The following is a 19962-nucleotide window of genomic DNA, read 5'->3' as shown; positions in this document are numbered from 1 at the left end:
TTCCATTTTTCTAGAAAATCAAAAGAGCCAACAGCTAGTGCTGTTTATTGCTGGAGAGCTTCCACGATATCCCTTCGGAAACTTTCTGGTTTGGTTTGCGGGGCGTAGCGATTCAAAACCTCACCTTGTCTGCCAATCAAAAATTTAGTGAAGTTCCATTTGATCTGGTTCGTCACCAACCCTTTTGCTTCATTAGTAAGGTAGCTGAACAGAGGGTGAGCGTTTTCTCCTTTAACATCCACTTTACTGAACATCTGGAAAGAGACACCATAATTTCTCCTGCAATACTCGGAAATTTCTTCATTCGTTCCCGGGTCTTGTTCTTTGAACTGGTTGCTTGGGAATCCCAGAATTTCAAATCCTTGCTCCTTATATTCATCATAAAGGTTTTGCAATGATTCGAACTGTGGAGTGAAACCGCATTTACTTGCGGTATTGACGATCAGCAGAACTTTGCCTTTGTAATCTTCCAATGATTTCTCTTTTCCTTCGATGGTCTTAGCAGAGATTTCATAGATGCTCATCTAAGCCCCCTCCTTTTAAGGAAAGAATAGCAATGGGATGGTTCGTTGTCAAAAGGTGGAGTGTATTTCAGAAAGATGACCAAAAAAGAAGGCTGTCGAGAACTTTCTCGACAGCCTTCTTTTTATGCTTCTTGTTTTATTGTTTCACCAATCTGGTTCAGACGGTGTTCTACTTCTTCTTCAGTTAAGTCGTGTTCTTTTACATACATGTTCCGTGGGCTGACACGGCACTCATGGGTGCAACCACGCAAATATTTATGCTCATTCTCCTCAGAGCAGAGGATCTGTTTATTGCATTCTGGGTTAGCGCAGTTAACATACCGTTCGCAAAGTTCACCATCAAAATAGTCCACGCCGACTACAACGTGTTCTTTCTGGTTGACCGGTACGGAAATACGTTCATCAAATACATAACATTTTCCGTCCCATAGTTCGCCTTGTACTTCCGGGTCTTTTCCGTACGTGACAATTCCGCCATGCAGTTGGGCTACGTCCTCGAACCCTTCTTTAACCAGCCAGCCGGAGAATTTCTCACAACGGATCCCGCCTGTGCAATAGGTGAGGATTTTCTTTCCTTCAATCAGATGTTTGTTCTTCTGCACCCACTCAGGAAGTTCTCTGAAGGTTTCAATATCGGGGCGAATGGCACCGCGGAAATGCCCAAGATCATATTCATAATCATTTCTTGCATCCAATACAATGGTATTCTCATCCTGCATTGCTTCATAGAATTCTTTCGGCTCAAGGTATTTTCCTGTAGTTTGATGGGGATCGATATCCTCTTCCAAACGCAGAGTTACAAGTTCCTCCCTTGGACGTACATGCATTTTCTTGAACGCATGGCCGTCATGAGCGTCCACTTTAAATACCATGTCAGCGAAGCGAGGATCATTATGCATTGCTTCCATGTATTTATTGGTCTGTTCTTTCGTGCCGGAGACAGTTCCATTAATACCTTCTTCGGCTACAAGGATGCGCCCTCGTAGATCCAGTTCCTTGCAGAAATCAAGATGCTCAACTGCATAGGCTTCAGGATCCTCGATCGTCACATACTTGTAATACAACAGTACACGATAATCATTTTCCATGTTTATTACCACCTATTCATTCATATTTGCAAGATATAAATGTATGGTAGTCGTATTCAATTTTATAATCTTGCAAGGATTTATTCTATCAACTTTCCGATGAAAACACAATACAATCCATAAGGGAAGGGTTGCGATCACGAAATCAATCAGTCACTTGTTATGATCTTCCGAATAAGTTCGGGGAAATCGGTTTTTTCCAATCCCTCATGAAACTTCTCCATTTGCCTTACCCAGCGGGAAATCCTATCCGAGTCCATCAATTCCTCCAAAATGATTTTTTCCATGCTGAATGTAGTGTTTTTCCAAGAAGGAAGATGGGATGCCAGTCCATGTTCCTTCAAATACTTCAAGTTGATTTCTTCCTGGCCAGGCAATGATTCATAAACAAACAAGGGGATCTTCTTCCATAAACATTCGGTGACGGTGATACCGCCAGGTTTGGTAATGAAGGCATCTGCCGCATCATACAATTCATTCATCTTTTGTTTCGAAGAGATATAGGGGATGGGTTGGACATTGCTTAAGCCGGAATGGCGGAGATGATGATACAGACGGAAGTTTTTCCCGCAGAGCACTTTATAATGGACAAGCCCTTCCGGCTTCAGATGGTGGAGCAATTCTCTCATGGGGCCGGCCCCCATATTGCCTCCACTGATGATAATGGTATAGCCGGTAGAATGACCGGAGGATTTTTTCCTTGTCTGAAGAGTGGGATGGATGGGGATTCCTGATACGATGATGTGGTCTGGTAGGACCCCCCTATCCATTAAATACTTTTTCACCTGCTGACTGGGAACTAAGTGGTAATTTATCTCCTTTATCCCCCATAGATTATTGATGAAGTAGTCCGTGTACACATTAACCACCTTGCCATTCCAAGCCCCTTTGGCCTTCAGGCGGGACAAGAGATAAGAGGGGAGGGCATGGGTGCAGATGACTACATCCGGCCTTGTCTGCAACAGCAGTTGAAGAATCTTCTTTTGAAACAGCCATTCATACAATAGATATCTTTTATTCACCGCTCGTTCCCGCAGCGCACCATATTGATAAACCATACTGTAGAACTTGGGGAAAGAATGAATCCAGCTTAAATAGGCAGTAGAGATGATTGATTCTGCTCTCCCATAGCTATGGGAAATCAACTCGACCTTCTCATATGTGAATTCATCTTCTGCCTGTTCCAATTGCTGCTGAATGCTTTCCGCTACATGATGATGCCCGGATGGCAGGCGTAATAAAGGCAAAAACAGTATTTTCCGCATAATTCATCCTTCTCCTTCATCTGTTAGTCTGCGAAGGAGCTGTTAGTTCCATGCGGAGAACCTTAAATTACCAGTCATAAGAGATATGGGATGCAGTCAAATTATAGATGAGTTTCATTCATAATTATTGGTGAGGAGAAACGGTATGAAAACACAATTGAGGAAAATCTGTATCTTGTTCTGGAATATCGTTGACCCTATTTATTACCGATTCACACGCTTGCAGCATATTGAATCAGCTGGAGGGGAAAAAACGGTCATCCGCGCCCGGCTCACAAGGTATAGGGGGAATCCCGTCATACTTTCCGATGGAACTACCATCCATAAAAACGATGTAATGCTGAAAATCCACCTGCATAATGTTATGTTGCTCAGGAAAATGGAAGGTCATGGAGAGGTGCGAAGAGCGATCCAGATATATAAGAGTGTACAAGAGTCATTGCCTTACATCGTGAAATATTTGCAATACAGGGGATATGACGAACAAGTAAAAGGTCTGATAGGAATAACGATGCTGCACCGGGGTTGCCGGAAACTCGGCTTTGATACCCATCCACTCTCCAACCCCTGTTATAAATACTTTAAAAAGGCAGCTTTGACGCCCATCCATTTTCTGTCTTCTACAAAGTCTATACAGAAAAATGATTCGTTTCCTATGTATTTATTCATGTCCAAAGACCAGCTATTTCGCAAATATTCCAATGGATAAATCCAATGAATCCATAAATTACAAGTAAAATTTGAGCTCTCCTCCCTTTATAATGGAAGGGAGGAGGAGATAAGATGTATTTTATCGCAGCAATTATTATAGTGGCTGTAGGTATTCTATGTTATAAAGGTTATCGTAATACGACATCTGTTTGTATTAATCATATTAATCTAGAGAAAGGGGAGCAGGAGAATTCATCGACCACCCCATTACGCATTCTTCATCTCTCTGACATCCACTTGGAGAATTTGTCTGTCTCCCCCGAGGAATTATTCGATTATATTAAACAGCAGCCTATCGATTTGATTGCATTGACAGGTGACTTCATGGACCGTAAAAGAAGCATGAAAAAGTTGCCTCCATATTTGGAAGCCATTGGTCGAGTGAAGCCGGCCTACGGTACGTATGCCAATTTCGGCAATCATGATTACGTGTTGAAGGATAAGCACTTCCACCAATTAAAAAAATTGCTGCAGGATCATGGCATCCGTACATTGCAGAACGAAAACGAAGTCATTGATATAAATGGCGCATACCTGAACATCATCGGCATTGATGATTATGGAACAGGAAGAAGCGACTTGACTGCTTCTTATGATGGATTAGAAGACGGCTATAACCTGGTGCTCACGCATGATCCCAACGTTGTCTTGGAAATGGACGACTATCAGTTTGACTACCTGCTTTCCGGCCATTTTCATGGCGGACAGATTCATTGGCCTAAGCCCTACCACCTGATAAAAATGGGCAAGCTGGTTCGCATGGACATGGTGAAAGGCTTGCAGCAATACCGTGGCAGACCATTCTATATAAGTGAAGGCCTTGGACAGACGGGAGTCAATATTCGTTTTGGCAGCCGTCCGGAGATTACTTTTCACCAATTGGACATGCCGGTGGAGGAAGTCCAGGCTAACAATACTCTGACAGTCAGGGAACCAGCCGCTGGATAACATTCATGTTATTTATTTTTATAAATGCTTGCATTTTACCTCCAAAACGGTTAAAGTAAGGTTAGCAAAAGGAAATTGAAGGATGAATAATACTTTACGATCTCTTTAACAAAGTGGTGTAAAAGTATTTATGACTCAATTATACTTTGCACGATATTTGTATAAGGAGGTCATTTTAAATGACTGGTAAGGTAAAATGGTTTAACGCAGAAAAAGGTTTTGGTTTCATCGAGCGTGAAGACGGAGACGATGTATTCGTACACTTCTCAGCAATCCAAGCTGAAGGTTTCAAAACGCTTGAAGAAGGCCAAGACGTTGAATTTGAAATCGTAGAAGGCAACCGCGGACCGCAAGCTGCTAACGTTGTTGCTCTATAATAATAGAGATTGAAATAAAAAAGGTTTATCCCCTTGGTGGGATAAACCTTTTTTTATTATTTCCTTTCTCACATCATACTTTATAATGAAGGAAAGGAGCTGGTAGAATGGACGATTTCAACTGGAAGGAAAAGGCAGAGTCTGCCTGGAATGATCGTTCTTCCTTTTGGCAGGCCCGCAGCAGGAAGATGTGGGAGGATGGGAGTCGAAAGGATATCATTCCCTTCATAGAGAAGCATTGGATCAAAGGAAGCAATGTCCTCGATATAGGGTGTGGAGATGGTTATGGTTCAAGAAAGCTGTACCGTTCGGGTTTTGCCGTCTCCGGGCTGGATATATCCGGCGAGATGGTCGCCGCAGCAGAGCGGAATAATGGAGGACTTATCAATTTCCAGAAGGGGGATGCCAACAGCCTTCCCTATTTGGACAGCAGCTATGACGCTATTATGGCGATAAATGTGTTGGAATGGACGGAATCTCCTCTTGCGGCTCTGCGGGAAATGAGGCGGGTGCTCAGAGATGGCGGTAAGGTATGTGCAGGAATTTTAGGGCCGACGGCAGCTCCCCGTACCAACAGCTACTCACGGCTACGTGGTGAGAAGGTTATCTGTAATACCATGATGCCCTGGGAATTTCAAAAGTTGGTGGAGGAAGAAGGCATGAACTATATCGACGGCTTCGGAGTGTATAAACAGGAATTGGATCAGCAACATGTCCATATGCTGCCATTGGAACTGAAACAAGCTTTGACCTTCATGTGGGTATTTATGCTGGAGAAAGAAAGGTGAATATAATTGGACGGAAACGAAATGGAGAAAAAGGTAATTGAAAGTTATCAGAATCAAGAACGGATGATGATCCTGATTTATGTACAATGGTGTGTCAATAATGAATTGGACCCTGTGACCCTTTACGAAAAAGCTTATCCGGGGCAATCCAAAAATCAAACACTGCAAGATATGCTTGAATTGGCGGTGCCAAAAAATGAGTCGGAAGATATTGCAGACCAGACTGTTCTGAATGCATTACAGCTATTCGGAAATGATGATCTTGCTTTTGCAGTGCAAGCAGAAATAGAGAAGCGGCAGAAAAAATAATCTGCCGCTTCTTTCTTATAGGCTTTTAACTATAACAGTTACTTCTCTCAAAGAGTTTAATCAATGCCTGGGTCCCGCTGTCACTATCCCCTTGTTCTGCAAGCTCCTGGTAGAGTTCAAGGGAAAGGGACAGGCCTGGCGTCGACAGCCCCATTTCCTCTGCAGCTTCCAAAGCAATGGTCATGTCCTTGATGAAATGTTTGACATAAAAGCCTGGTGCATAGTCTCCTTTCAGCATCCTCGGTCCCAGTTTGGATAAGGAGAAGCTGCCAGCTGCACCAGTAGTAATACTATCCAACACACGTTCTGCGTCCAGGCCGGCTTTTCGGGCATAGGAAATGGCTTCACACACACCTACCATGTTCGAAGCTATCGTAATCTGGTTCGCCAGTTTGGTATGCTGTCCTGCTCCTGCGCCTCCCTGCAGGATGATGTTATCTCCCATTACTTCAAAAACAGGCAAGAGCTTGTAATATGCTTCTTGGTCTCCACCTACCATAATGGCAAGTTTTCCGTTTTTGGCACCTACATCGCCTCCAGATACTGGGGCATCCAGTGCTTCTACACCCTTAGCTTTTGCTTTTTCAAAAATTTCCTCTGCAAGCGCCGGCTTAGAGGTAGTCATATCAACGACATATGTACCAGAGGAGGCATGTAGCAGAATACCTCCCTCGCCAAAATAAACTTCTTCCACGTCCCTCGGATAGCCGACCATGGTGATTACGACATCTGAATCCCTTGCTACTCCTTCAATACTTTCTTTCCAAGCGGCTCCTAGTTCGATGAGCTCCTGTGCCTTTTCTTTGGTTCTCGTGAATATGTTCATAGAATAACCTGATTTCAAGAGGTTCTTAGCCATGCTTCGGCCCATTACACCGGTGCCGATAAACCCGATTGTCCTATTCTGTTCCTGTTGCAAAGAGGATTCCTCCTTTTTCTTTTACCAACTATTTCGACAAAAAGTGGGCTGATTCCTCTTAAGGGAAGAAATTTTAACGGCCCTTCTACAAATTTGCGGGGTCTGCTATAGTTAAAATAAAAAGGAGAGAGTAAGGTTGGAATGGCATTATCGAAAATTTAATGAGCTCAGCAATAATGAGTTATACAACCTATTGAAAGCTAGGGTGGAGGTCTTCGTGGTGGAACAAGATTGTCCCTATCCGGAATTGGATGATTACGACCAAAAGGCGGTCCATTGCTACTTGGATATAAAGGGGGAACCGGCAGCGCTGGTCCGACTCCTTCCAGCAGGGAGCAAATTTGAACATCCATCCATTGGCCGGGTGATGGTAGCGGAGAAACACCGTGGCAAAGGCTATGGCAAAGAAGTAATGAAAAGAGCGATGGCATACATAACGGAGGTCTGGTCAGAGGATAGCATTCATATTATGGCTCAGGAATATTTGAAACAATTTTATATGTCTTTGGGATTCCGTCAGGCTTCCGAGATGTATTTGGAGGATAATATTCCTCATATTGACATGATTTGGGAACGCTCCTAAAGAATCAATACACGGCTTTTACACATAGTATAAGTAGCATACTATTTAATGGAGGATGATCTCTATGATCACGACCGACCAGATGGAACAGTGCAAAGCCGCGCTATTGAACCGACAAAATGAATTGATTCCCCATGTAGAAGACCACTTTGGAAATTCACTGGAAGCGGTCAAAGAATCAATGAGTGAATTATCCAATTATGATAATCATCCCGGTGATTTCGGTACGGAATTATATGAAAGGGAAAAGGATATTGCGCTGAATGAACATGCTGAGAAAGAACTGGAAGAAATCAATGAAGCATTGAATGCCATCGATCAGGGGACTTACGGAATCTGCAGCAAATGCGGAGAAGATATTCCTTTTGAGCGGCTGATGGCTGTACCTACGACGGATAGATGTGTGCAGCATGCTACAGACAATACATTTGAAAGTGCCAGGACAGTTGAAGAGGGGGTATTCAGCCCGAATATCAATCCGGATGAAACCACCGATGAAGAGCAGGTGAATTATGATGCAGAGGATTCTTGGCAGGATGTGAGCAGGTATGGAACTTCGGAATCCCCTTCGGATTTCTATGGCGACAAAGAAAACTATGAGGAAATGTTTCCGAACAACGAGGAAAATACCGGGGGAGCAGAGGATTTGGAAGGATGGCTGTCAGCTGATATCGATGGCAGCTATACAGGACCTTCTTTCCACCATAATAAATATGAAGAAGAGCTGGACCGGCAGGACGATTAATCCTCATATAAGAGATGTTTCTAAAGATAGAAGCACCATCCATGCCTTTCTGCATGGGTGGTGCTTCGCTTTTATATCTGATTGTCTTCGCGGGCTTCCAGCTCAAGGTTCAATGTCTTTTTGGTTCCGTCCCGGTAGAATTCGACTTCAACTGTTTCACCAATAGAGGCCTCTGAATACAGGTACTGTCTCAGTTCCAAGATGGAGGTGACCTTATTTCCGTTGATAGCGGTGATGACATCAAATCGTTGTAATCCAGCTTTGTCGGCAGCCGATCCATCTTGCACTTCCGCAATCACCATTCCGCCTTCTACATCTTCCGGCAGGTTCAACTCATACATGACTTGAGGTGGAACTTGATTCATGGAAGCGGTCGTTATACCGATGAGGGGACGCACAATTTCTCCATTTGTCCGAAGTTCTTCCATAATCGGCAATGCTTCATCGATCGGTATGGCGAACCCGATGCTTTCTACTTTCTGGCTGGCTATTTTCATGGAATTGATGCCGATCACTTTTCCATCCGCATCTACTAGGGCACCGCCACTGTTACCTGGATTGATGGCGGCATCTGTTTGCAGTACCTCTGTCACCCAGTCAGCCCTTCCATCGCTATTGGTATCTACACTGACAGACCTGTTCATGCCGCTGATAATCCCTTGGGTTACCGTGTTTGCAAACTCCAGGCCAAGCGGATTCCCAATTGCCATGACCGGTTCACCAACCTTTAACTCTGTTGAGGAACCGAGGCTGGCCACTGTATTTATATGGGAGCCGTCAATTTCCAATACAGCTAAGTCGGTCAATGCGTCTGAACCGAGAATCTTTGCCGACACCCTCTCCTCGTCATTGAGGACTACTTCGAGTTCTTCGGCACCTTCTACTACATGATGATTGGTCACAACATATGCTTTCCCATTCTCTTTCTTATAAACGATGCCGGAACCCGCCCCAGATTCCTGGCTGTCTGTCCACACATTCTGTTGTTGGAGGTTGACGATGCCAACCACTGCTTCTGCCGTTTCACTGATGTTTTCAGATGTTGCGGCATTTTCGCTGGATATATTTTCAACCATGGAAGTTGCGGGGACCTCATTATTGCCGGTTTGGTTATTTCCTGAGGCACCAGAAGGCATGATGACAAACAGGAACAAGAGGGCAACGGCAAGTGCAGAGAGAGCTCCTCCTATAACTCCGCCGACCAAGGCATTTTTTCCGGAAAATCGACTCGGCTGTTTATCGTGGTCCTTTGTGGTGGGTTGGACATAGCTTTCTGCCTGTACCTGCTCTTCGCCAGAAGCATCCCTTTCCGGCTGTTTCTGCATGGAATCACTGTTTTCTTCTGTATGGTCAAATGAACGTTCATGGTCGAAATCTTTCATGATTCATCCACCCTTTCTATGTCCTTGTATATTCATAGTATAAAACGCCCTGTTAGGATAGATTCGGTAAAAATGTGGAAAAAATGTGTAAAAGAATTATGGTAAGATGGAAAGGAATATGTGCGAGGTGATGAAAGATGAACGAATACATAGGGGTAGTGGAAGACGACCAGAATATCCAAAATATCGTTTCCGCTTATTTGAAAAAGGAAGGGTACAAGGTATCTGTAATAGAGTCGGCTGAAGCGGCGTGGGATTTATGGAAAGAGGACCCACCTACCATGTGGATACTGGATATTATGCTTCCTGGAATGGATGGTTATGAATTTTGTAAAAAAATCAGGGAAGAGAGCGATGTTCCGATAATTATCATTTCCGCAAAGGATGAGGAAATTGATAAGATACTTGGTCTGGAATTAGGGGGAGACGATTATCTCACCAAGCCTTTCAGCCCAAGGGAGCTGGTGGCAAGGGTGAAGCGGCTGTTCAAAAGAGCCCAGCCTGCCGTGCGGAGGGATGATATGGTCCATGACAGGATTCAGGCTGGGAAGCTCCTGATTTATAGAAATGAGCGGCGCCTGTTTTGGAACGGAAGAGAGCAGGAGGTCACGACGAAGGAATTCGATATGCTGCTGTTGTTCGCGGAGAATATCAACCGGGCTTTTTCCCGTGAGGAATTATTGACCAAAGTGTGGGGAAATGACTATTTCGGAAGTGATCGTGCGGTAGATGATCTTGTTAAGCGGATACGTAAGAAACTTGCTGATTTGCCTCTGGAAACCGTCTGGGGATATGGCTATAGGCTTCGCAGGGACGAGGATTAGCGATGAAGCTGCAACATCAGTTGAACATCGCATTCACTACACTGCTGGTCCTCATCATGGGGATAGCTAGCATCGTCATCTATTCTCTCATCCTGGATCTTCTGATTGAGGATGAACGCCGGCAGTTGGAGCAAAGTGGCGAAATTATCGTCAACCTTATGACAGACCAGTATGGAAGCATGAATATCCAAAACTTCAATGAAGTTCTGGAGCAGCAGGACCTTCAATTGTTCCTTTACGACAGAAACCAGGATGCCGTATTATTTTCGACCATGTCAGAGGATATTGCGGAGGGATTTTACCGGACAAATGATTTCTCCGATGATACGGAGGCTTTATGGGAGTTTGGTGGCAGTAATTTTGTTACCTCAAGGATTCTCTTTTATCCCGAATCCCTCGGGCTTGAACTGATCCTTCTGACACCCATGAGCGATATCTCGGCTGTTCAGCAGGACTTCATCTTTTTAATCGCTGTCGTCTTCCTGATAGGAGCTGCAATTGCAGTGGCGATCAGCTATTTCCTGACCAATCGTCTGGTTACGCCTCTTACCCGTCTGAAATGGCAGATGAAGAAAATTGAAAAGCGGCAGTTTGACCAGATTGAGGAAATTGACGCAACAGGAGAAATTGAAGAAGTCGGACAAAGTGTTTATGAAATGGCCCAGGAGCTTCAGAGATATATCCATTCCCAGCAAGCCTTCTTTCAGAATGCGAGTCATGAATTGAAGACCCCTTTAATGACGATCCAAGGTTACGCAGAAGGGATAAAAGACGGCATTTTTGATGAAAATGATAAAGAGAAAGGGCTGGAAGTAATGGTGACAGAGGTCAGCCGTTTGAAATCAATCATTAATGAAATGACCCTTTTGGCGAAACTGGACAGTGCGCCGGAGGTGTATGATGAGGTGGAGGTCGATCTTGGTCTCTTGTTGGAACGCGTGAGCGATCGAGCACTTCCCATTGCAAATGAGCGTGGAATAACGTTGATCCACCACGCCGATGAGGGGCTTTCCATTATGGCAGATGAAGAAAAATTGCTGCAGGCCATGCTGAATCTTGTCTTTAATGGAGTTCGCCATGCGCATACAACAGTAAGGGTTGAAGCTCGAAGAAGTGGAAGTGCAGTCCAGCTGCGCGTCGAGGATGATGGAGAAGGAGTACCAGCCGACATGGCTCCCCATATTTTTCACAGGTTTGTTAAAGGGAAGAATGGGGAAACCGGTTTGGGGTTGGCCATTGCCCGGGCTGTGGTAGAGCAGTCGGGAGGAACCATCCAGCTAGGAAATTCAACGCTTGGGGGAGCTGAATTCGTGGTTTCTTTTCGAAAATAGTCTATGTTTTAACATTTATAGAAGGAAATATGTTATAATTGATTGGTTTGAATCATCTCTATTTACAGAGGAGCGTACAATTTATGCAATTAAGAGAAGATATTCGTAACATTGCAATCATTGCCCACGTTGACCATGGAAAAACCACGCTGGTTGACCAGATGCTGAAATACTCTGGCACTTTCCGTGAGAACGAGCAAGTAGACGAACGAGCTATGGATTCTGGCGACATTGAACGAGAACGCGGAATCACCATCCTGGCAAAGAATACAGCAATCAACTATAAAGATACAACCATTAATATATTGGATACACCTGGACATGCTGATTTTGGAGGAGAAGTTGAGAGGATCATGAAAATGGTCGACGGGGTGGCCCTGGTAGTCGATGCTTACGAGGGAACCATGCCGCAGACGCGTTTCGTATTGAAGAAGGCGTTGGAACAGAAACTGACTCCTATTGTCGTATTGAATAAAATAGACCGGCCAAATGCACGGCCGACCGAAGTAGTGGATGAGGTTCTTGATTTATTCATCGAGCTGGGAGCTGATGATGAACAGCTGGAGTTCCCAGTTGTCTATGCCTCCGCGTTGAATGGGACAAGTGGTGAAGAACCAGAAGATCAGCAGGAGACGATGGATCCTATTTTCACTACAATCTTGGATCATATCCCTGCACCGAAAGATACAAAGGATGAGCCGCTGCAATTCCAGGTCACTTTGCTGGACTATAATGACTATGTAGGCCGAATTGGCGTAGGTCGTGTCGTACGGGGGACCATGAAAGTCGGAGACCAAGTGGTCGTTCTGAAAAAGGATGGAACTGAGAAATCCTTCCGTATCAGTAAACTGTTTGGTTTCATCGGCTTGAAGCGGAAGGAAATTACAGAGGCTCAGGCTGGGGATATCGTAGCACTCGCCGGTATGGAAGACCTTAATGTCGGGGAAACCATCTGCCCGCCGGACCATCCGGAAGGACTGCCGTGGCTCCGCATCGATGAGCCAACCTTGCAAATGACCTTCCTTGTGAATAATAGTCCATTTGCTGGTCGAGAAGGAAAGTATATAACTGCCCGAAAAATAGAAGAACGCCTCATGAAGCAGTTGGAAACAGATGTAAGTTTACGAGTGGACCCGACGGAAACTCCGGATGCCTGGACCGTATCTGGCAGAGGGGAACTCCATCTTTCCATTCTGATTGAAAATATGCGCAGGGAAGGTTATGAGTTGCAGCTTTCCAAACCGCAGGTCATCATCAAGGAAATTGATGGGGTGAAATGCGAACCAGTAGAGCGAGTGCAAGTAGATGTTCCTGAAGATTATACAGGAGCAGTTATGGAATCCCTGGGAGCACGTAAAGGCGAAATGCTCGATATGGTCAATCAAGGGAATGGACAGGTCCGGCTGGAATTCAAAGTCCCTTCCCGCGGTCTGCTGGGGTACTCGACGGAATTCATGTCCCAAACCCGTGGCTATGGCATCATCAACCATACGTTCGATGCCTATGAGCCCCTTGTCAAAGGGCAGGTAGGCGGAAGGCGTGAAGGTGTGCTTGTTTCTCTCGAGAACGGGAAAGCATCCACCTATGGTATCATGCAGCTGGAGGACCGTGGTGTCATTTTTGTTGAACCTGGTACAGAGGTTTATGCTGGGATGATTGTCGGTGAGCATAACCGGGAAAATGATCTTACTGTGAACATCACGAAGGAAAAGCATTTGACCAACGTTCGTTCTGCTACCAAAGACCAAACAAGTGTCATCAAGAAAAACCGTGACATGTCCTTGGAGGAAGCAATCGAGTACCTGGATGATGATGAATATTGTGAAGTTACACCAGAGACGATCCGCTTGCGGAAGAAAATATTGAATAAGAATGAGCGTGAAAAAGCAGCGAAAAGATCGAAACTGGGATAAAGATAAGCCGGGAGGAACACAAAGTGTGTTCCTCCCGGCTTTTGTATTCTCCATAACCGAATAGGAATCTAACATTTCATCCATACTAACCAAAGGAATTGCCGTTATACGGCATATACGGTTTCGAAAGGCGGATGAACATGAAAAAATTGACCCTGGTATTCTGGATAACATTGGGGATTACTTTGATTCTGTCATTCTTCGGCGCGGTCGCACCTGACCCGTTCGAGGAAATCTCTGGGAACATCATGAATTATATCTCTGTTCATTTTGGCTGGTATTATTTGTTGATCGTGACGTTGTTCCTTCTGTTTTGTCTCTATTTGATCTTCAGCCCATTCGGTAAAATACGATTGGGCAAACCGGGGGAGAAACCTGAATTTGGCTACATCAGTTGGTTTGCCATGCTGTTCAGTGCTGGAATGGGGATTGGATTGGTTTTTTATGGTGTAGCATCTCCCCTCTCACATTACGCTAAAACACCGCCCCTAGCAGAACCGGGCACAAGGGAGGCGTTGGAAGATGCTTTGAGAGTGACCTTTTTCCACTATGGAATCCACGCCTGGGCGATTTATGCCGTTACTGGGCTAGTTCTTGCCTACTTCATTTTTCGACATGATAAACCAGGCTTGGTCAGTGCCACACTGGAGCCTGTCTTCGGTAAAAGAGTCAAGGGGACCTTCGGGAAAGTAGTAGACATCATTGCCGTTTTTGCAACCATTGTAGGGGTTGCTACCACCCTTGGTTTCGGTGCTACACAGATAAATGGAGGCTTCTCTTACCTATTCGATGTGCCTAATGCATTCTGGGTCCAGTTGCTGATTATAGGGGGGGTAACGGTACTGTTCTTACTGTCAGCCTATACAGGATTAAGCAAGGGGATAAAATATTTGAGCAATGCAAATATGGCTATTGCTGCCATATTATTCATCTCCGTCCTTATACTGGGCCCGACCCTCTATATCCTCAACAATTTGACGCACAGTATCGGGGATTATTTTCAACAGCTCCCTTCCGAAAGTCTTCGAATCTCTCCCAACGATACGGAGGAACGTGCGTGGGTCATGGATTGGACTGTATTCTTCTGGGCATGGTGGATTGCCTGGGCTCCATTTGTAGGCATATTCATTGCAAGGGTGTCGAGGGGGAGGACGATCCGTGAATTTGTGGCGGGTGTCATGTTTGTACCGTCTATTGTAGGATTCATGTGGTTTTCGGCATTCGGCATTTCAGGAATCGATGCACAGAACAATGGCGCGGACCTTGCCAGCCTTCCGGATGAACAAGTGTTATTCGGATTGTTCAATGAGTTGCCGTGGGGAATGGTCCTCTCGTTATTGGCCATCCTGCTGATTGGTACGTTTTTTATTACTTCAGCTGATTCGGCTACTTTTGTACTCGGCATGCAGACGACGAACGGCTCTCTTTCACCACCGACAGTGGTGAAATTTGTTTGGGGATTTGCACAGTCTGGTATTGCAGCGGTACTTTTATATACTGGGGGCCTGCAGGCTCTTCAGAATGCATTGATCTCTGCGGCCCTTCCCTTTTCATTTTTAATGCTGTTGATGGTCTTGTCCTTCTATAAGGCGCTGAAGAAAGATAGGCTCGAAACAACTATGCAAAAAAAAAATAATTAGATAGCCAAAGGGGCACAATGTTGTGCCCCTTTCTCCATGGAAAGGTAAAAGCCTTGGGTGCAGGCGGGGAGGTTAATATGGCACACTTCTTAAGTGATTAGTGTTCAATGTATTCGGGAAAAAGAAAAAGAGAATATGAAGTGAAAGCCGTTGCAAAACTTGTATGTACAAGTTATACTTGATATCTAACATGTACATACAAGTTGGTATATACATGGAAAGTTTAAGGGAGGATTCATCATGGCTAACGATATAACGAAGATTTTTTCCCCGTTAACAGGGAAAGTCATACAGCTTGAAGATGTCCCTGATCCCACATTCGCACAGAAGATGATGGGGGATGGACTTGCAGTAGAACCTGTTGACGGTAAAGTGGTAGCCCCTGTTGACGGTCAGATTGTCCAAGTGTTCCCTACGAAGCACGCAGTCGGATTGCAGACAGCTTCCGGGGTAGAAGTACTTATACACATTGGGCTGGAAACGGTTGCCTTGGATGGAGAGGGCTTCGAAGCCCATGTTTCTCAAGGAGATCCAGTGAAGGCCGGCGATCCATTGATCACATTTGATCTGGATTTCATCAAAGAGAAGGCGGCAAGCCATATAACACCAGTCATTATCACCAATGGGGACGCGCTTGAAACATTTGAAAAGACCAAGGAGTCAAATGTTTCAGCAGGAGAAACGGTTCTCATGAGCGCAGGCATGAAAGGGGAGGAAAAGTCCGAGGAAGGGCAGGTCCCTGATGAAACTGCTGATATGCGTACGGAGAAGAGCGCCATCAGTGACACACCGTATGCTGATGAGGCCAAGGATATTGTGGCAGCAGTGGGTGGCCTTGAAAACATCAATGCAGCAACCCATTGTGTGACAAGACTACGCTTTGCCTTGGGTGATGAGGAGAAAGTCAACCAGGAAGCATTGGAAAATTTGGATATTGTAAAGGGCTCTTTCGCCGCCAATGGCCAATTCCAAGTAGTGATCGGCCAAGGTACAGTAGATAAGGTATACAAAGCAATGGTCGATGAGACGGGAATCAGTGAGGCTACGAAAGAAGAAGTGAAGGAAGCAGGCGGCAACAAGCAGAACTTCCTCCAGCGCGGGGTGAAAGTTCTTGCTGATATTTTCATCCCAATTCTGCCTGCAATCGTAACTGCGGGTCTGCTGCTCGGACTGAATAACATACTTGTCAATCCGTTGTTCACGGACCAACCTATTATTGAAATGTATCCACAGTGGGCCGGTGTCGCAGAGATGATCAATATCATCGCCAATACTGCCTTCACCTTCCTGCCGGCATTGATTGGCTGGTCGGCAGTCAACCGGTTCGGTGGCAATCCTTTGCTTGGTATAGTATTGGGTCTGATTCTGGTCCATCCTGCCTTAATGCCTGCCAGTGAGTATGCACAGGCGGCAGCAGAAGGAACAGCACCTACATGGAATTTGTTTGGACTTGAAATCAGCCAGATGGGATATCAGGGACAGGTTCTCCCTGTTTTGGTTGCTGCATGGGTACTGGCTAAGATAGAGATCTGGCTTCGTAAACGTGTCGTTGATTCGCTTCAACTCTTGGTAGTGGCCCCCATTGCATTATTGGTTACCGGATTCTTGGCGTTCATTATTATCGGCCCGGTAACATTTACTATCGGTGAATGGATCACAGGAGGAATTGTAGCTATTTTCCAAGCCTTCCCACTTGTGGGCGGCCTATTATATGGAGCATTATATGCGCCGCTTGTTATTACCGGGATGCATCATACATTCCTCGCCGTCGACTTGCAGCTTATCGGAAGTACAGGTACCACCTTCCTATGGCCAATTGTAGCACTGTCTAATATTGCTCAAGGTTCTGCTGTATTTGCGATGATGCTTGTGGCAAGGGAAGAGAAACTGAAAGGCTTGGCCGGTACATCCGGTGTGTCCGCCTTCCTTGGTGTTACAGAGCCTGCAATGTTCGGGGTCAACCTCCGATTCAAATATCCGTTTGTGGCAGCACTGATCGGGACAGCCATTGCTGGTGCCTTCATTACGATGCAAAATGTACAGGCAACTTCGATCGGAGTCGGTGGTCTTCCGGCATTTCTGTCCATTGTCGGAGAAAACTGGTTATCCTTCTTCATCGGCATGGCCGTTGTGCTTGTGATCCCATTCGTAATCACCTATTTTGTCGCCAAACGGAAGCTGAACACGCACTAATATAGACCGAGCATATGGAGGAGTGGAAATATGAGTGAAGCATGGTGGAAGAGAGCAACAGTCTATCAAATCTATCCAAAAAGTTTCCAGGATACCACGGGAAGCGGTACAGGTGATATACAAGGCATTATCCAAAGGCTGGATTATCTAAAGGATCTAGGTGTGGATGTCCTATGGCTGACACCTGTCTATGAATCTCCGCAGAAGGATAATGGCTATGATATCAGCGACTATTATTCGATTGATCCCTCGTATGGCACCATGGAAGATTTTGAAGAGCTCCTGAAGGAAACGCATAAACGGGGCATGAAGCTGATCATGGATCTGGTGATCAATCATACTTCTACGGAACATGAGTGGTTTAAACAGGCAGCTTCCTCCAAAGATAATGAATATCGGGACTTCTATATATGGAAAGACCCAGTAGAGGGCGATAAACCGAATAACTGGCAGTCCAAATTCGGAGGGCCTGCCTGGGAATATGACGAGCATACAGGCCAATATTACCTTCATTTGTTTGATGTTACCCAGGGAGACTTGAACTGGGAGAATGAGAAGCTGCGGAATAAACTGTATGAAATGATCCAATTCTGGGCGGAGAAAGGTATTGATGGTTTCCGCCTAGATGTGATCAATTTAATTTCCAAGGATCAACGATTCCCAAGTGATGGCACTGGCGATGGAAGGAAATTCTATACAGATGGACCGAGGGTTCATGAGTATCTGCATGAGATGAACCAAGCTGTCCTCACACCAAACAATATGATGACAGTCGGAGAAATGTCATCCACTACGTTGGAAAACTGTGTATTATATACAAATCCTGAGCGCCAAGAACTTGATATGACATTCCAATTTCATCATTTGAAGGTTGATTATCCGAATGGTGAGAAGTGGACCAAAGCGCCATTTGATTTTCTTCAATTGAAGAAAATCCTGTCTGAATGGCAGGTAGGCATGCATAAAGGTGGTGGCTGGAATGCATTGTTCTGGTGCAACCACGATCAGCCACGTGCTGTATCCCGCTTCGGGAATGATGGAAAATACCGAACGGTCTCAGCCAAGATGCTAGGCACAGTGGTGCATATGATGCAAGGCACGCCTTATATCTATCAGGGGGAAGAAATAGGCATGACCAATCCAAAATTCACCTCCCTCGAACAATATCGGGATGTTGAATCTCTGAATGCTTTTGAACTCTTGAAAGATGAGGGGAAATCTGAGGAAGAAATTCTGGATATTCTTCGGCAGAAATCCAGAGATAATGCCAGAACGCCGATGCAGTGGTCGGATGAAGAGAATGCCGGCTTTTCCGCGGGTACACCGTGGATCCAGCCTGCAGCAAATTATCCGGAGATCAACGCAGCGAAGGCTGTAGAGGATCCTCATTCGATCTTCTACCATTACCAACAGCTGATTCGCTTACGGAAAGAGTATGATATTATTACGTATGGGGATTATGAGCTGCTTCTGGAAGAGGACCCGCGGGTTTTTGCTTATACAAGAAGTTGGAATGGGGAAAAACTGGTCGTAGTCAATAACTTCAGCGCCGAAGAAACCCATGTGAATCTCCCTGTGGAAGATACAGGAGAACCGGAAATTCTGCTGTCCAACTATCAGGATTCCGAAAAATCCCTGCAGCAGTTGGTCTTACGGCCATATGAATCTGTTGTATATTATATAAAATAATGGGGTTTATTGATGAAAAAGAAGTATTTAACAATCTATGAAGACTTGGCGGAGAAGATACAATCCAATGTTTGGCCGACTGCATCCCTGCTTCCTTCTGAAAATGAATTGGCGGAGATGTATGATGCTTCCCGGGAGACAATCCGCAAGGCCTTGCAGCTTCTCTCCAATAACGGATATATCCAAAAAATCAGGGGGAAAGGGTCGGTTGTTCTTGACCTGAACAAGTTATCCTTTCCTGTTTCAGGAATTGTCAGCTTCAAGGAATTGAATGACAACCTCAACCTAAAGAGCAGGACCATTGTGGAAGATATCGGTTATATGGATCGGGATGATGATGTTTCTGAAATGCTCGGTTCGGAGGATGATAGGATCTGGCATGTCAGCAGGGTACGCAAGATTGCAGGCGAACGAATCATTTTGGATAAAGACTATTTCACGGAACAGTTTGTGCCCAAGCTGCCTGTGGAAGTATGTGAAACATCCATTTATCAATATATTGAAAGGGAGCTGGGGCTTTCGATCTCTTTTGCCCAGAAAGAGATTGTCGTAGAAGAGCCAAGCACAGAGGATAAGGAGTTATTGGACCTGGAGGGTTTTTCAAATATTGTCGTGATCAAAAGTCAGGTATATTTGGAAGATACCAGCTTGTTCCAATACTCCGAATCACGCCACCGCCCGGACAAGTTCCGATTTGTCGACTTTGCAAGGAGAGTCAAAATTTAGAACACCA

At 45.1% G+C, this 19962-nt stretch carries 19 protein-coding genes; 14 read left to right on the top strand and 5 right to left on the bottom strand.

Annotated features, from left to right (window positions below; translation table 11 throughout):
• Positions 1–44: 44 nt before the first annotated feature.
• The 3 genes from ACFOGI_RS03695 to ACFOGI_RS03685 form a co-directional block, all read right to left on the bottom strand.
• On the bottom strand, positions 45–524 hold the full coding sequence (locus tag ACFOGI_RS03695; protein WP_390268589.1) for a glutathione peroxidase: 480 nt from the start codon (positions 522–524) through the stop codon (positions 45–47).
• A gap of 122 nt (positions 525–646) precedes the next feature.
• The gene (trhO, locus tag ACFOGI_RS03690; RefSeq protein WP_390268586.1) at positions 647–1612 is read right to left on the bottom strand and encodes an oxygen-dependent tRNA uridine(34) hydroxylase TrhO; all 966 of its coding nucleotides are present in this window, start codon (positions 1610–1612) and stop codon (positions 647–649) included.
• Positions 1613–1761: 149 nt separating this feature from the next.
• The gene (locus ACFOGI_RS03685; protein WP_390268583.1) at positions 1762–2877 is read right to left on the bottom strand and encodes an MGDG synthase family glycosyltransferase; all 1116 of its coding nucleotides are present in this window, start codon (positions 2875–2877) and stop codon (positions 1762–1764) included.
• Between the two features lie 145 nt (positions 2878–3022).
• Between ACFOGI_RS03685 and ACFOGI_RS03680 the strand changes: the two genes are divergently transcribed.
• The 5 genes from ACFOGI_RS03680 to ACFOGI_RS03660 all read left to right on the top strand — a co-directional run bounded on the left by ACFOGI_RS03680 (position 3023) and on the right by ACFOGI_RS03660 (position 6010).
• Positions 3023–3586, top strand: a complete 564-nt coding sequence (locus ACFOGI_RS03680) for a YkoP family protein (RefSeq protein WP_390268580.1) — start codon at positions 3023–3025, stop codon at positions 3584–3586.
• Positions 3587–3660: 74 nt separating this feature from the next.
• Complete coding sequence (locus tag ACFOGI_RS03675) at positions 3661–4536, top strand: metallophosphoesterase (protein ID WP_390268577.1); 876 nt, start codon at positions 3661–3663, stop codon at positions 4534–4536.
• Positions 4537–4715: 179 nt separating this feature from the next.
• A complete protein-coding gene (locus ACFOGI_RS03670) occupies positions 4716–4913 on the top strand; it encodes a cold shock domain-containing protein (RefSeq protein ID WP_390268574.1) in 198 nt (65 codons plus the stop codon).
• 107 nt (positions 4914–5020) lie between these two features.
• Complete coding sequence (locus tag ACFOGI_RS03665; RefSeq protein ID WP_390268571.1) at positions 5021–5701, top strand: class I SAM-dependent methyltransferase; 681 nt, start codon at positions 5021–5023, stop codon at positions 5699–5701.
• Positions 5702–5707: 6 nt separating this feature from the next.
• Complete coding sequence (locus ACFOGI_RS03660) at positions 5708–6010, top strand: hypothetical protein (protein ID WP_390268567.1); 303 nt, start codon at positions 5708–5710, stop codon at positions 6008–6010.
• 25 nt (positions 6011–6035) lie between these two features.
• Here the strand turns inward: ACFOGI_RS03660 and ACFOGI_RS03655 are convergent, their stop codons facing one another.
• Entirely contained in the window at positions 6036–6929 is an 894-nt protein-coding gene (locus ACFOGI_RS03655) for an NAD(P)-dependent oxidoreductase (RefSeq protein ID WP_390268564.1), read from the bottom strand.
• 136 nt (positions 6930–7065) lie between these two features.
• Between ACFOGI_RS03655 and ACFOGI_RS03650 the strand changes: the two genes are divergently transcribed.
• Both ACFOGI_RS03650 and ACFOGI_RS03645 read left to right on the top strand, forming a co-directional pair.
• On the top strand, positions 7066–7512 hold the full coding sequence (locus ACFOGI_RS03650; RefSeq protein ID WP_390268561.1) for a GNAT family N-acetyltransferase: 447 nt from the start codon (positions 7066–7068) through the stop codon (positions 7510–7512).
• A 64-nt stretch (positions 7513–7576) separates the two neighbouring features.
• Positions 7577–8257, top strand: coding sequence for a TraR/DksA C4-type zinc finger protein (locus ACFOGI_RS03645; RefSeq protein WP_390268557.1), 681 nt, complete (start codon positions 7577–7579; stop codon positions 8255–8257).
• Between the two features lie 71 nt (positions 8258–8328).
• Here ACFOGI_RS03645 and ACFOGI_RS03640 read toward each other — a convergent pair whose 3' ends face one another.
• On the bottom strand, positions 8329–9639 hold the full coding sequence (locus ACFOGI_RS03640; protein ID WP_390268554.1) for a S1C family serine protease: 1311 nt from the start codon (positions 9637–9639) through the stop codon (positions 8329–8331).
• Between the two features lie 137 nt (positions 9640–9776).
• Here ACFOGI_RS03640 and ACFOGI_RS03635 point away from each other — a divergent pair, with 137 nt between their 5' ends.
• From ACFOGI_RS03635 to treR, 7 genes are all read left to right on the top strand, one after another.
• Positions 9777–10463: a response regulator transcription factor gene (locus ACFOGI_RS03635; RefSeq protein ID WP_390268550.1), complete on the top strand. Its 687-nt coding sequence runs from the start codon at positions 9777–9779 to the stop codon at positions 10461–10463.
• Positions 10464–10465: 2 nt separating this feature from the next.
• On the top strand, positions 10466–11794 hold the full coding sequence (locus tag ACFOGI_RS03630; protein ID WP_390268547.1) for a sensor histidine kinase: 1329 nt from the start codon (positions 10466–10468) through the stop codon (positions 11792–11794).
• An 83-nt stretch (positions 11795–11877) separates the two neighbouring features.
• A complete protein-coding gene (gene typA / locus ACFOGI_RS03625; protein ID WP_390268544.1) occupies positions 11878–13707 on the top strand; it encodes a translational GTPase TypA in 1830 nt (609 codons plus the stop codon).
• Positions 13708–13847: 140 nt separating this feature from the next.
• The gene (locus ACFOGI_RS03620) at positions 13848–15347 is read left to right on the top strand and encodes a glycine betaine uptake BCCT transporter (RefSeq protein ID WP_390268541.1); all 1500 of its coding nucleotides are present in this window, start codon (positions 13848–13850) and stop codon (positions 15345–15347) included.
• 240 nt (positions 15348–15587) lie between these two features.
• Positions 15588–17540, top strand: coding sequence for a PTS system trehalose-specific EIIBC component (gene treP / locus ACFOGI_RS03615; RefSeq protein WP_390268538.1), 1953 nt, complete (start codon positions 15588–15590; stop codon positions 17538–17540).
• A 30-nt stretch (positions 17541–17570) separates the two neighbouring features.
• Complete coding sequence (gene treC / locus ACFOGI_RS03610; protein WP_390268535.1) at positions 17571–19229, top strand: alpha,alpha-phosphotrehalase; 1659 nt, start codon at positions 17571–17573, stop codon at positions 19227–19229.
• Positions 19230–19241: 12 nt separating this feature from the next.
• The gene (gene treR, locus ACFOGI_RS03605; RefSeq protein WP_390268532.1) at positions 19242–19955 is read left to right on the top strand and encodes a trehalose operon repressor; all 714 of its coding nucleotides are present in this window, start codon (positions 19242–19244) and stop codon (positions 19953–19955) included.
• Positions 19956–19962: the final 7 nt, after the last annotated feature.

Origin of the sequence: Virgibacillus xinjiangensis (assembly GCF_042643145.1) — a bacterium.
Lineage (GTDB): Bacteria > Bacillota > Bacilli > Bacillales > Amphibacillaceae > Virgibacillus_O > Virgibacillus_O xinjiangensis.
The sequence above is the reverse complement of the archived record's forward strand: the minus strand, read 5'-3'. Positions and strand labels throughout refer to the sequence as shown.